The sequence below is a fragment of the Diaphorobacter sp. LR2014-1 genome (assembly GCF_002916785.1).
GTDB classification, from domain to species: Bacteria; Pseudomonadota; Gammaproteobacteria; order Burkholderiales; family Burkholderiaceae_C; genus Diaphorobacter; species Diaphorobacter nitroreducens.
The window spans coordinates 61044-73933 of the sequence record NZ_MTBE01000021.1; the positions used below are offsets into that span (position 1 = coordinate 61044).

Sequence of the window (12890 nt, forward strand, 5' to 3'; positions counted from 1 at the left end):
GGAATGCGTCGCGGCTTCAGATGAACCACGCGTCGCGCATGTCGTAGGCGCAGCGGTCGGCACGCGCGAGCAACGCCCACTGGGCGTGCGTCTGCGGCAGCTCCCACTGGAAGAAGTAGCGCATGGCCTGCAGCTTGCCGCGGTAGTGGTCGGCGGCCTCCCCGCTGGCGGCCGGCAGCGCGCGCGCCGCCGCCCGCCCCTGCAGCAGCCAGATCCAGGCCAGCGTCACGCGCCCGAACGCGTCGAGGTACAGCGTGGCGTTGGCCAGGCCGAGGTCGGGCTCGCTGCGCTGCAGCGCGGCGAGCCCCGCGCTGACCTCCACCAGGCGGTCCAGCGCCGCGCACAGGGCCGCCGCCTCGTCGCCCAGGCCCGCCTCGGAGGCGCGCCCGGCGTCCTGGCGCACGGTGTCGACGAACAGGCGCAGCCCCGCGCCCTGCTCCGCCAGCACCTTGCGGCCGAGCAGATCGATGCCGTGGATGGCCTCGGTCCCCTCGTGGATCATGTTCAGGCGCTGGTCGCGGTACAGCTGCTCCAGCGGGTAGTCGCGCGTGTAGCCCGCGCCGCCGAGCACCTGAATGGCCAGGTCGTTGGCCGCCGCGCCGTAGCGCGCAGGCCAGGACTTCACGACCGGCGTGAGGACGTCGAGCAGCCGGCCGGCCGCTGCGCGCGCCGGCGGCTCCGGATGGGTGTGCTGGTCCTCGAACAGGCTGCAGGCGTACAGGCACAGGGCCAGGCTGCCCTCGGCGTAGGCCTTCTGCACCAGCAGCATCCGGCGCACGTCGGAGTGCTCGACCAGCTTGACCTGCGGCGACAGCGGATCCTTGTTCGACGGCAGGCGGCCCTGCGGCCGCTCGCGCGCGTAGGCCAGCGACTCGCTGAAGCCGCGCCAGGCGATGCTGGCGGACATGACGCCGACGCCGATGCGCGCCTCGTTCATCAGCTGGAACATGTGGGCCAGGCCCTGGTGCTCGCGGCCGACCAGCCAGCCCACCGCGCCGCCCTTCTCCCCGAAGGACAGCACGGTGGAGGTGGTGTTGCGCCAGCCCATCTTGTGCAGCAGCCCGGCCAGCGCCACGTCGTTCGGCGTGTCCGCCGCCCCGTGCTCGCCGGGCAGGATCTTGGGCACCAGGAACAGCGAGATGCCCTTGACGCCGGGCGGCGCGCCCTGGATGCGCGCGAGCACCATGTGCACGATGTTCTCGGTGAGGTCCTGCTCGCCGCCGGAGATGAACATCTTCTGGCCGAAAACGCGGTAGCTCCCATCGGCCTGGGGCACGGCGTAGGTCTTGATGTCGCCCAGGGCGGAACCCTGCGACGGCTCGGTCAATGCCATCGTGCCGGCGAAGCGGCCGTCGCCCAGCGGCGCGAGGTAGCGGGCCCGGAGCTGTGGGCTGCCGAAGGTGCGCAGCAGATTGGCCGCGCCGATCGTCAGCATCGCATAGGCCGCCGTGCCGACGTTGGCCGCGTAGAAGGCGCTCATCGCCGCGCGCAGCACGACCTCCGGCAGCTGCAGCCCGCCCTCGGCCTGCTCCCAGTGCGCACTGAGGAACCCGGCATCCGCGATGGCCTGCCACGCCGCGCGGGTCGGCGCGACGAGGCGGGCCCGGCCATTCTCGAACTGTGGCTCGTTCTCGTCGCCCTCGCGCAGATGCGGCGCCAGCAAATCCTCGGCCAGCTGGCGCGCCGTCTCCAGCGTGGCGTCGAAGACCTCGCGCGAGTGCTCGGCATAGCGCTCGCGCCGCAGCAGGCCCGCGGTGTCCAGGACTTCGTAAAGCAGGAAGGCGAGCTCGCGCTCGCTGATGGTGGCAGTGGCCATGTGGGGTTGTCTCGCTCGAAATAAACACCGAGCGCTCGCTCGGTTTTTGAGGGAGTTTACAATCATTCCCGACCGGCGGTCAATTCGGGCAACCTGCCCCGCCCCCCACCCGACCGCGTCCACGCCTTCCCGCCATGCCCCTGTCCCTCGGTCTCGAGCCCCGATTCACCTTCGCACAGTTCAAGCGGATCAACCCCATCCCGCCCGACACGCTGTGGGAGCTGGTGTACGCGCGCAACGCGCACGCCATCACGGTCAAGCGCGTGCCGGTGGCGCTGGCCAATCTGCGGGCCATCTTCGAGGCCTCCTTCCAGCTGGCCAACCAGGTGGGCTTCGGCGCGATGACGCTGCGGGACCTGTCCAAGGCCACCGGCCTGTCCATGGGCGGGCTCTACGGCTACCTGCAGAGCAAGGACGCCCTGGCCGCCATGGTCGAGGACCTGATCCGGCACATCGGCGGCGAGATCCCTCGCTGGTTCGACGAGGCGTCTCTGGCGCCGCTGGTGCGTCTGGACAGCAGCCTGCGGGCGCACGTCTTCATGTCCGAGCTGCTGCAGCCGTGGTTCTATTTCGTGTACATGGAGTCGCGCGTGCTCGAGGCTGATCAGCGCAAGGTGGCCAGGGCCGCCGAGGTGGATTTCCAGGCCGCCATGGCGCGGCAGATCCGGCAGGTGCGCGAGATGGGCGACCGGGAAGCCTTCCTGCTGGCGGCGCACCTGCAGAGCGTCATCCAGGACTGGTACGTCAAGCGCTGGAAGTACCGGGCCGAGAAGATCAGCGTGGATGAGTTCGCGAACAGCCTGAGCGCGATGGTCGCCGCGCAGCTGCGGGTCGAATAGCGTCGGCGCTCCCGCGCCGATCCCTCCTGCGCACGCGCCCAGTGGCCGGGCTGCAGGCGGCAGCGGCACCGGGCCGCCCCGCGAGCAGCCCGCTCAGATCTTGTCCAGGCGGACCGTGCGGTCGGCGAGGACCTCCGGCGGCGGGCAGGTCCCCTGCTTGAGCCAGCGCTTGGCCACCTTGATGTCGCGCGGCACGTTCACCGACAGCACGCTGCGCAGCCTGCCCTCAGAGATCTGGAACACGGAGAACGCCCCCTCCTCGGCGGAGCCGCGCAGGGTGCCCTCGAGCTCGTTCGACGGCACGCCGAGCACCTGCAGGTTCAGGTCGTACTGATCCGACCAGAACCACGGAATCTCGTCGTACGCCACCTCGCCGCCGGCAATGGCCTTGCCCACGGCGATGGCCTGATTCTGGGCATTGGCCCACGACTCGCATCGCAGACGGCCGCCCGCCCAGGTGTTCGGCTGGTTGGCCACGTCGCCCGCGGCATAGATGTCTGGGTCGGAGGTGCGGCCGGCCTGGTCCACGACGATGCCGTCCCGGACCTCGAGCCCGCAGGCCTCGGCCAGCCCGGTGTCGAGCGCAAGCCCGATCCCGACCACCACCGCGTCGAACTCCTGCGGCCCGCCAGGCAGTTCCACGGCCAGCGCGCGCTGGCGGCCCGCTTCGATCGACGCGACCGTCGTCGCCAGCCGGACGTCGACGCCTTCCCGGCGGTGCCTGTCGAGCAGGAACGCCGAGAACCGGGGCGGCAGCGACCGCGCGCACAGGCGCGGCCCCGCCTCCAGCACCATGACCTCGACCTGTTTCTTCCTCGCCGTCGCGGCGATCTCCAGCCCGATCCACCCGCCGCCCACGATCAGCAGCCGGTTGCCCGGCACCAGCTTCCTGGCGATGGCCTGGCAATCCTCGATCGTGCGCAGCGCATGGACGCCGGGCAGGTCGGCGCCGGGACACGACAGCGCCCGAGGTCGCCCTCCGGTGGCCAGCACGAGCTTGTCGTAGCGGACCGCAGAGCCATCCGCGCAGCTGACCTGGTGGCCGGTGCGATCGATGCCGACGGCCTCGACGCCGGGCCGGAAGTCCACGCGCAGCGCGTCGCACTGCTGCGGGCCGAGCAGCACCGGCGGGTGCTCTTCCGCCCCGCTGAGCACCGCCTTCGACAAGGGGGGCCGCTCGTAGGGCGCGTGCGGCTCGCGCCCCAGGAGCGTGATGCCCCCTTCATGTCCCGCTTCGCGCAGCGACCGGGCGACCCAGGCGCCGGCCTGGCCGGCTCCAATGATGACGACATCCATGGGTGCTCCCTGCCGTCGTTCAGTGCGCGGGCCGCAGGAAGATGACTCCCTGCTCGACCTTGACCGGATGGCAGCGCAGCGGATCCGTGCACGGCGCGCCCACCGCCCGGCCGCTTCGGATGTCGAAGGTGCCCTCGTGCAGGGGGCACTCGATGAGGCAGGAATCGACCACCATGCCCAGCGAAAGGTCCGCGTCGCCGTGGGTGCAGGTGCCGTCCGTGGCGAAGATCTCGCCGCCGAGGTTGTAGAGGCACACCCGCCTGCCGTCGATCTCGACCGGGTGCGTGTCGTCTTCGTCGATGTCGGCCACGTTGCCGACCCTGATCCATTCACCGTCCATGGTGTCTCCCGGATTGTTGTCTTGCCGCACCCGCTGCCCTACGCCTGCGACGTCATCACGTCGATGTAGTGGTTCTCCATGTGATACAGCGCCTCCTCGAGCGGCGACATCGGGCCGGGCTGGAAGAACTTCGACCCCGCGGTGTTCTGCATGCCCTCCACCATCACGGCGTCCTCGGCGATGATCTGGCGCACGAAACCCACGTACTTCTCCATCTCCTCGTCATAGTTCGGGATCGAGAAGGCGCCTTCAGGGAACAGCAGATAGCAGATGACCTTGGTCTCCGTGGGAGAGATGGGCCAGATGTGCCACATGCGCACGCTGTCGGCACGCATCGACAGGTTCAGGTTCGGATAGATGCCCGCCTTGCAGGCGATCCCGCTGGGCTTGTCCTGCGCCCAGGGCAGCGTCGGGAAGACCTGCTCGCCGGACTTCGAGTGCGGCCTGGCTTCGTACTGGGTGTGCCAGCCGCCGTTCTCGACCAGGTTGAAGCGGACCTGCTCGCCCTTCACGAAGCCGCCGAAGGTCCCCTTGTGGATGACGCCGACGTGGTAGATGTCGATCAGGTTCTCGACCAGGAACTTCCAGTTGCACTTGACGTCGATCTCGACCTTCTGGGCGAGCTTGCAATGGTCGGTCTGGAACCACCACAGCGGCTGCTCGAAGGGAGCGATGTAGTCGTCGAAAGACATCGGCTCGTCGCTGAAGTTCACGAAGATCCAGCCGCGCCAGACCTTGACGTGAAGCTGGCGCAGGCTGCAGTTCTTCAGCTCGACCTCCGAGGCCTTCATGCCCGGCGCGACGACGAGCTTGCCGCTCACGTCGTAGAGCCAAGCGTGGTACGGGCAGCTGAATTCCTTGGCGTTGCCGCGGCCGACGGCGATCTCCACGCCGCGGTGCAGGCACTGGTTCATGTAGGCGACGACCTGGTCGGGCGCGGGACGGGACACCACGATCGACTCCTTCATCACCTGGAAGGTGTAGTAGTCGCCGACATCGGGAATCTCCTCGACGCGTCCCACGGAGAGCCAGTACTTCATGAAGATCTGCTCCTTCTCCATGGCGTAGATCTCGGGCGAGCTGTACACCTCGCCCGGCAGGTGCCGGGCGCTGAGCAGTTTCTTGCGGGTCTCCTTGAACTTGGGGCGCAGGTCCAGGAGTTGGTGTTCGGCTACTTGCATCGTGGTCGTCCTTTCAAAAGATTCGTTGAGTAAACGTAACGAATACTAGGCAATACATTGATCTATGTATAGATCGATGTGAGAATCGATATAAATAGCCGTAGGAACCCTATGCCAGCCAAGAACAGCTCCGAGAACGCACGCCAGCGCCGCCAGATCAATGACGTCGAATACGTCGGGAGCGCGGAAGCGATGTCGATCCTCGGCGTGCGCCGCGAGACGCTGTACACCTACGTGAGCCGCGGCCTCATCAAGACCAAGCAGCGCCCGGGCGTGAAGGCCAAGCTTTACCGCAAGGCCGACGTCGAGAAGCTCAGGAGCCGGGCCGTCGCCCGCTCGGGCGGGCCGCAGGTCTCCCAGTCGCTGCGCTACGGCGAGCCGATCGCGCAGACGTGGATCAGCGAGCTCACCGCCCAGGGCCCACGCTACCGGGGGGTGCTCGCGCGCGACCTGGTGCGTGACGGACGGTCGTTCGAGTTCGCGAGCGAGCTCATCTGGACGGGGCTGCCGCGCACCCGCGATGTCCCGTGGCCGGCCCCGCAGGACACCCGGCAGCCTGAGTCGCTGGTCCGCATGGCGCTGCAATCGGCCGAGCACGTCACGCCGCTCAAGCTCCTGGCGATGCTGACGACCTCGCTGTCCGCGTTCGAGCGGGCCGAGGACGACGTGGAGGCGGCCGGTTTCGCGGCCTGCCGCCGCCTGCTGCAGTGGCTGGCGGGCACGGCTGGCGTCTTCGGCCCCGAGCCGCGCTTCTCCCCGCCCCGCGACGGCGAGTTCGTGGCGCAGTGCGTCGCCCGCGGGCTGGGCCTGGGCGATCGGCCCGATGCCGTGCGGGCCATCGACGCCGCGCTCGTGATGTCCGCCGAACACGAGCTGTCGGCACCGACCTTCGCGGCGCGGATCTGCGCCTCGACGGGCGCGGACCTGCACGCCTGCGTCGCCACGGCGATGCTGACCCAGTCCGGGCCGATGCAGGTCGGGGGCGCCGTGGAGGTCGAGGCGCTCATCGACGCCCTGCCCTGCGGCCTGGCGCCCGAAGACGCCCTGCCGCTGGCGGCGGCCTCGGGTTTCAAGGGCAATGAGCTGCCGTGCTTCGGCCATCCCCTCTACGATGGGGAGGACCCGCGCTCGGCCGTGCTGCTCGAGCTCGTAGACGACCTCAGCGCGCACGGACCGGATCTGCCGAAGGTGCAGGCGCTGGTGACCGGCGCGCGGCAGGCGGGACAGCACCCGAACGTCTTCGCCGCCCTCGTGATCCTGTGCAAGGCGATGGGTCTGCCCAATGGCAGCGGCGCGATGCTGCATACCCTGGCGCGCACCAGCGGGTGGATCGCCCACGCGATGGAGCAGCGCCTGACGGGCGCCATGCTGCGGCCGCGCGCGAAGTACATGGGCCAGCACCTTCCGCGGTAAGGCAGCCCTCGGCCGCGGCGGGCGTGGGCGAGGAGGTTCCCTCCGGTCAGTCCCGCATCACGAGCGCTGCGGTGGCCCTGCGCACCAGAGGCAGCGCGAAGAGCAGCGTCGGGAAGGCGATGATCCATGACAGTGCCCACGCGCTGAGCCAGATGTAGAGAAAGCCGGGCGCCAGGCCGATGCTGCGCAGGGTCGACACGGCCGACACCACGAAGGTCATCAGGATCGAGAGCAGCAGCGGCATCACCAGCGTCGCGTAGGCGGCTGGCAGCTTGGCGAAGCCGAACACCGTGCGGGCCTGCGCCGCCGAAGGAGGACACTCGTTTTTCATGGGTAGGCCCGTGGTGTGTGGCCTGCACTGCCCTCGGGACTGCGGATGGCGCAGTCCGGACTGCCGTAGCGCCGGACGTTCCAGCACACGGCCATGGAACGCCCGCCCGTCATCCTGGCGTGGTTGCGGCGCAGCGGCGAAGCGCCGCATGCCGCGCGCCGGTCGCGGCTGCCGATGGCGGAGGTGTCCGCGCGGGAGGGAAGCCGCCGCGCGCTCAGGAAATGCACCGCTCCTGCTGCTTGCCGGTCCTGCGCGAAGGACTTGTCTGTACTGCGCCGCATCTGACCCTGGGCATCGGGTTGGTCCTTCGTCTGCATGGATCCTCCTTCATCGGGTTGTTTCGTTGCGCTGCCCAGCAATGGCAGCGCTATTGTTAGTTGCCAAACCAAAGTTACCCGGCGAGGGTGGAGGTGTCAACACGCAAAGCGAGCTGTCGCGGAGGCCGAAGAAAGAATACGCGGGTCCTCTGATGAAGGTCAAAGCGCGGTGCCGGAGGGACGCCTGCCCAGCGATCGCGGTTCGCGATGGGTGGGCATCCGCAATACGACGGCTCGCCGTCGAGCCAGCCTCAAGCCACGGGGAGAGCCCCGGTTCGCCGCCGGCATCGTTCGAGCGGGGTCGGCCGCATCCGGGCACTGGCTCCGCCGCACCCGAAGCCTGCCCGTCGGGCCTAGTCGAACGCGAGCTTGGCGAGCGTGCCACGCAGCCATTGGTTGGCCGGATCCTTGTGCGCCCTCCGGTGCCAGAACTGGCGCACGTCCGCCGCGGGAATGCTCAGCGGCACCGGCAGGATCTGCACGCCACGGGCGTTACGCGCCGCGTTGCGGGGCACGGTGACGACCAGGTTGGAGCGCTCGACGACATCCGCCGCGACGTGGTAGTGGGTCACGCGCAGGATGACGTCGCGCTTGGCGCGCATCTTCGAGAGCGCGCGCTCCACCAGGTCGTCCGCATTGCCCGTGGCCACGGCGACGTGCTGGGCCGTCAGGAACGCCTGCAGCGGGAAGCCGGGGCCGATGAACGGATGCCGCTTGCGCGCCAGGCAGCAGTAGGGATCGCCGAACAGGCGCTGCTGGTAGAAGCCCGACTTCAGAAAGGCGAGGTTGCCGATCGCGAGATCCGCCTCGCCGCTCTGCAGCAGTTGCTGGTACTGGTCGTTGGGCCGCCGCAGCGCCTCGATGCGCACGTGCGGCGCCTCCCGCAGCACCGCCGAGATCAGCCGCGGCAGAACGATGCCCTCCCCCGCGTCGGACAGGAGGATCTTGAACGTGCGCTCCGACGCCTTCGGCTCGAAGCCGTTCGGTCTTTCCAACGACTGCTGAAGGATCGCCAACGCCTGGCGGACCGGGCCGATGAGTTCGTCGGCCAGGGCCGTCGGCTCCATCCCGCCGGTGGTCCGCACGAACAGCGCATCGGAGCAGGCCTTGCGCAGCCGCAGCAGCGCGTTGCTCATTGCGGGCTGCGACAGGCCCGCGACGCTCGCCGCCCGCGACACATTGCGCTCGGCATAGATGGCGTCGAAGACCCGCAGCAGGTTCAGGTCGAACGTTTTGATATTCATATCCTGAATTCTATTTCTCTCCAATATCGATTAGACAATGATGAGCGTGCCGGTGATCATTTCCCCAACCAAACGAGAAAGGATGAGACCCCATGGGGACAGAGATCAAGACGCCCGTGCTGATCGTGGGCGGAGGGCCCATCGGCCTGTCGATGGCCATCGAGCTGGGATGGAGGGGGATCGAGTCGATCCTCGTGGATGAGGGCGACGGCACGATCGAGCACCCGCGCACCGGCCTGATCGCGGTGCGCACGATGGAGCTGTTCCGACGCTGGGGGCTGGCGCAGCGCGTGCGCGACTGCGGATTCCCGGACGACTACGACCTCTCGATGGTCTTCTGCACGTCGCTCAACGGGCTGCTGCTCGATCGGGAGAGCTACCCGAGCATGCGCGACGCGCCCACGCCGCCCGAGACGCCCGAGAAGAAGCAGCGCTGCCCGCAGCTGTGGCTGCAGCCCATCCTGACCGACGCCGCCCGCGCCGAACCCAGGGCCAGGCTGCTGTTCAAGCACCGCTTCGTCTCGCTTCAGCAGGACGGCGAGGGCGTCACGGCGACCGTCACCGACCTGAACACGGGCGAGCCTGTCACCATCCGCGCGGACTACCTGCTCGGCTGCGATGGCGCTACCAGCCAGGTCCGCGAGCAGGTCGGCATCAGGATGGAGGGCCGGCTGCTCAGCTACTCGGTGAACGTCCTGATCCACGCGCCGGGACTGGTGCACGAGCACAAGATGGGGCCGGCCGAGCGCTACCTCTTCGTCGGCCCGGAGGGAACGTGGGGCAATCTGACCGTCGTCGACGGGAACGAGATCTGGCGCCTGACGGTGCTCGGATCGGAAGAGAAGATGGACCTCGCGAACTTCGACCCCGCCGCCTGGGTCCGGCGCGCGCTCGGTCGCGACGACGTGGAGTTCGTGGTCGATTCGGCCATCCCCTGGCGGCGCAGCGAGATGCTCGCCGATCGCTACTTCGAGGGCCGCGTCGCGCTCGTGGGCGATTCCGCCCACACCATGTCTCCGACCGGTGGCATGGGCATGAACACCGGGGCGCAGGAGGTGCTGGACATCGGCTGGAAGCTCGAGGGCCTCCTCAACGGCTGGGGCGGCCCGGCCCTGCTGCGCAGCTACGAGACCGAGCGCCGGCCCGTCGCGCAGCGCAACATCGGCTTCTCCACGCAGAACTTCAGGGCCTGGCAGGACACGCCCAGCCCGGCGGCGGTGTGCGACCTGAGCGCCGAAGGCGAGCAGGTGCGCCGGGACCTCGGCCGGCGCCTGCGCGAGTCGACGCGCGTGGAGTGGGAGTCGCTGGGCCTGCAGATCGGCCACCGCTACGAGGGCTCGCCGATCTGCGTTTCCGACGGCACGCCCCCGACCCCGGACGAGTACTCGACGTACATCCCCACGACGCGGCCCGGCGCGCGCGCGCCCCACGTCTGGCTCAGCGACGGCCGCTCGACGCTCGACCTGTTCGGCCGCACCTTCGTGCTCCTGTGCTTCGACGGCGGCCTGCGGGGCGAGGCGGACACGCTCGCGCAGGCCTTTGCCGCCAGGGGAGTTCCGTTCCGCCTCGAATCCATCGAGCAGGCCGACGTGGCGAGAGCCTACGAACGCCCGCTGGTCCTGGTGCGTCCCGACGGGCATGTCGCATGGCGCGGCTCGCACGTGGAGCACGCCGGCCAGGTGGTCGACACGGTCCGCGGCGCCGCTTAGCCGCAAGCCCCTTCCACGAAACAAAAAGGAGACAACCCCATGAAGACTGAACTGCCCGGCCGCGCGATCAAGGCGATGGCCGCCGCCCTTCTCGGCTCGTGCATCGCACTGTGCGCACATGCCAACGGCTATCCCAGCAGGCCGGTCACGCTGGTCGTGCCCTTCACGCCCGGCGGCAGCAACGACGCCCTGGCGCGCACGGTGGGCCAGAAGCTCGGCGAGTACTGGAAGCAGCCCGTCATCGTCGACAACCGCCCGGGCGCGGGCGGCAACGTTGGCACCAAGCAGGCGGCCAAGGCGGCTCCCGACGGCCACACCCTGCTCGTCGTGGCCAACAATTTCGTCACCAACCCCTTCCTCTATCCGGACGGCCGCGCGGGCTACGATCCCGTGAAGGAATTCGTTCCCGTCACGCAGCTGGGCCGCGTGCCCTTCGTCCTGGTCGTCCACCCCGGCCTCGCCGCCAAGTCGACCCAGGAGCTGATCGCCCTGGCCAAGGCCCAGCCCGGCAAGCTGTCCTATGGGTCCGCCGGCGTCGGCACGCCGCACCACCTGACCGGAGAGCTCTTCAAGAGCCTGGCCGGCATCGACATGGTGCACGTGCCCTACCGCGGCGCGCAGCCCGTGGTCACGGACCTGATCGGCGGACAGATCCAGGTGCTCTTCGGCGTCGCGAACTCGGTGCTCCCGCACATCAAGACCGGCGCCCTGCGCCCGCTCGCGGTGGCCGGCGAGCAGCCCCTGCCCTACCTGCCAAACGTCCCGACCGTCGCCAGCGCGGGCGGCCCCTTCAAGGCCTTCCGCAGCGAGGTCTGGATCGGCCTGGTCGCGCCGGCGGGCACGCCGCCCGACGTGGTGGCCAAGATCGAGGAGGCGGCGGGCCGGGCACTGCGGGATCCGGCGGTCAAGGCGGCGCTGGAAGCCCAGGGCCTGGAGCCCGCCCCATCGACGCCGGCCGCGCTCCAGGCACTCATGCAGGAAGACATGGCGCGCTGGTCCAAGGTCATCAAGGACACCGGCGCACGCGCCGAGTGAGGCGCAGCGGCGAGGCCGGCGGCTGATCGCCGCCGCCGGCGCCGCCGCGCCGCCCTCTAACACCCGATTGCAGCTGGCTGACGGCGCGGAGCACCCGCCCGCCGGGCAGCGCATCGCCCGCAGCGTGGCCCGTCAGGCCCCATCCCATCACAACGAGGAGACAACCATGAAGCATTCCCTTTCCGCGGCGGCCGCAGGCCTGCTCGCGCTCGGGCTCGCACCCGCGCATGCGCAAGGAGGCGCGCCGGCGTCCGGCGTCACGATCTACGGCGTGGCCGACGCCGGGGTCGAATGGTCTAACAGGCCGTTGAAAAAGTGCTTTTCGAACGCATCAGGGACGCTGAGTGCGAAGACACGAGCTGCCCAGACGCGTCTGCGCAGCGATTGCAACGGCCCATCTGGCCGGTTTGCAGGCCCTCCCGCCCATTTCGGGCGCACGTATCCCTGGGCTCACGCATGATGCGCGTCCCACCAGCCGCCGATGCTGCCCATTCGCACAAGGTTGTAGGTGGCAAAGCACAGCAGCGCCTGGCCCGTGAGCTTGGCCTGACCGATCAGCTTGGTCTTTGCCAGACCACCGACGGTCTTGATCCAGCCAAAGGCCTCTTCGATGCGCTTGCGCACCTTCAGGCTGGTCTTGTAGCCCTCGTGCCGTGTCACTCGCGCATCCACCGCCGAGTGTTTGTCCTTGGCCGCCACGTGGGGCGTGACTTTGAGCTTTCTGCAGCCTTTGATGAAGGCCTTGCTGTCGTAGCCCTTGTCGGCACCGACCGTGGCCCGTTTGTTCCTGTTGCCCCGACGCTCCAACATGGCCAGCGCCGCCTCGCGCTCGGCCGTGCCGCTGGCGTGGGTGATCTCGACATCCACGATCAGCCCGTTGCGGTTCTCCATGAGGATGTGCCCCATGTGGCACAGGCGGGATTTGTCGCCCTGGCTCTTCTTGAACAGCCGGGCATCGGCGTCCGTGGTGCTCTCGTGGGTGTCGTTGCAGCGCTCCTGCCCCTTGAAGTCCACCTCGGGGTTGCGCCCAGGCGGCGTGCCGCTGTCGTCGTCTTTGCGCTTGAAGCTCTTGTGCGAGGCCCAGGCGTCAATGAGCGTGCCGTCCACGCTGAAGTGCTCGTCGCTGGCGAGCTTGCCCCACTGGGCACTGAGCTTGACGCGCTCGAAGAAGGCGCGGGCGAGGTCTTCGTTGAACAGACGTTCGCGGTTGGCGCTGAAAGTGGAGTGGTCCCAGACCTTGTCTTCGATGTTCAGGCCCACGAACCAGCGGTACAGCAGGTTGTAGTTGATCGCTTCGACCAACTGGCGCTCGCTGCGGATGGAGAACAGGATCTGCAGCAGCAAGGCCTTGAGCAGCATCTCCGGTGGC

At 68.8% G+C, this 12890-nt stretch carries 13 protein-coding genes; 5 read left to right on the forward strand and 8 right to left on the reverse strand.

The genetic code is table 11. The annotated features are described in order from the left end of the window. Positions 1-16 precede the first annotated feature (16 nt). Positions 17-1816, reverse strand: a complete 1800-nt coding sequence (locus BV908_RS14460; protein WP_017404939.1) for an acyl-CoA dehydrogenase — start codon at positions 1814-1816, stop codon at positions 17-19. A 134-nt stretch (positions 1817-1950) separates the two neighbouring features. Between BV908_RS14460 and BV908_RS14465 the strand changes: the two genes are divergently transcribed. Continuing rightward, the gene (locus tag BV908_RS14465) at positions 1951-2655 is read left to right on the forward strand and encodes a helix-turn-helix domain-containing protein (RefSeq protein WP_017404938.1); all 705 of its coding nucleotides are present in this window, start codon (positions 1951-1953) and stop codon (positions 2653-2655) included. A 93-nt stretch (positions 2656-2748) separates the two neighbouring features. Here the strand turns inward: BV908_RS14465 and BV908_RS14470 are convergent, their stop codons facing one another. Genes BV908_RS14470 through BV908_RS14480 form a run of 3 tightly spaced genes read right to left on the reverse strand, consistent with a single transcriptional unit; the run spans position 2749 to position 5472 of the window. Next, positions 2749-3951: an FAD-dependent oxidoreductase gene (locus tag BV908_RS14470; RefSeq protein WP_103738493.1), complete on the reverse strand. Its 1203-nt coding sequence runs from the start codon at positions 3949-3951 to the stop codon at positions 2749-2751. A gap of 19 nt (positions 3952-3970) precedes the next feature. Beyond that, positions 3971-4291, reverse strand: coding sequence for a non-heme iron oxygenase ferredoxin subunit (locus BV908_RS14475; protein WP_017404936.1), 321 nt, complete (start codon positions 4289-4291; stop codon positions 3971-3973). A 38-nt stretch (positions 4292-4329) separates the two neighbouring features. Next, positions 4330-5472, reverse strand: coding sequence for an aromatic ring-hydroxylating dioxygenase subunit alpha (locus tag BV908_RS14480; protein ID WP_017404935.1), 1143 nt, complete (start codon positions 5470-5472; stop codon positions 4330-4332). A gap of 111 nt (positions 5473-5583) precedes the next feature. Here BV908_RS14480 and BV908_RS14485 point away from each other — a divergent pair, with 111 nt between their 5' ends. Then, positions 5584-6885, forward strand: a complete 1302-nt coding sequence (locus BV908_RS14485) for a citrate/2-methylcitrate synthase (protein WP_017404934.1) — start codon at positions 5584-5586, stop codon at positions 6883-6885. A gap of 46 nt (positions 6886-6931) precedes the next feature. Here the strand turns inward: BV908_RS14485 and BV908_RS14490 are convergent, their stop codons facing one another. The 3 genes from BV908_RS14490 to BV908_RS14500 all read right to left on the reverse strand — a co-directional run bounded on the left by BV908_RS14490 (position 6932) and on the right by BV908_RS14500 (position 8777). Then, the gene (locus tag BV908_RS14490) at positions 6932-7216 is read right to left on the reverse strand and encodes a DUF2798 domain-containing protein (protein WP_017404933.1); all 285 of its coding nucleotides are present in this window, start codon (positions 7214-7216) and stop codon (positions 6932-6934) included. Beyond that, a complete protein-coding gene (locus BV908_RS14495; protein ID WP_103738494.1) occupies positions 7213-7533 on the reverse strand; it encodes a hypothetical protein in 321 nt (106 codons plus the stop codon). Before BV908_RS14495 ends, BV908_RS14490 begins: the two co-directional genes overlap by 4 nt. 353 nt (positions 7534-7886) lie before the next feature. Continuing rightward, entirely contained in the window at positions 7887-8777 is an 891-nt protein-coding gene (locus BV908_RS14500; protein WP_017404932.1) for a LysR family transcriptional regulator, read from the reverse strand. A gap of 92 nt (positions 8778-8869) precedes the next feature. On the opposite strand from BV908_RS14500, the gene BV908_RS14505 reads away from it, so the two are divergent. From BV908_RS14505 to BV908_RS22815, 3 genes are all read left to right on the forward strand, one after another. Beyond that, positions 8870-10486 (forward strand): FAD-dependent oxidoreductase, encoded by a 1617-nt coding sequence (locus tag BV908_RS14505; RefSeq protein WP_017404931.1) that lies wholly within the window; start codon positions 8870-8872, stop codon positions 10484-10486. A gap of 39 nt (positions 10487-10525) precedes the next feature. Beyond that, complete coding sequence (locus BV908_RS14510) at positions 10526-11521, forward strand: tripartite tricarboxylate transporter substrate binding protein (protein ID WP_017404930.1); 996 nt, start codon at positions 10526-10528, stop codon at positions 11519-11521. Between the two features lie 166 nt (positions 11522-11687). Then, positions 11688-11981 carry a hypothetical protein gene (locus tag BV908_RS22815; RefSeq protein WP_246867518.1) on the forward strand — a complete coding sequence of 98 codons (294 nt, stop codon included), beginning with the start codon at positions 11688-11690 and terminating at the stop codon, positions 11979-11981. Here the strand turns inward: BV908_RS22815 and BV908_RS14525 are convergent. Then, positions 11972-12890, reverse strand: a 919-nt coding sequence (locus tag BV908_RS14525; protein ID WP_103737516.1) for an IS5-like element ISDisp1 family transposase, incomplete at its 5' end; no start/stop codon positions are given. The genes BV908_RS22815 and BV908_RS14525 overlap by 10 nt on opposite strands.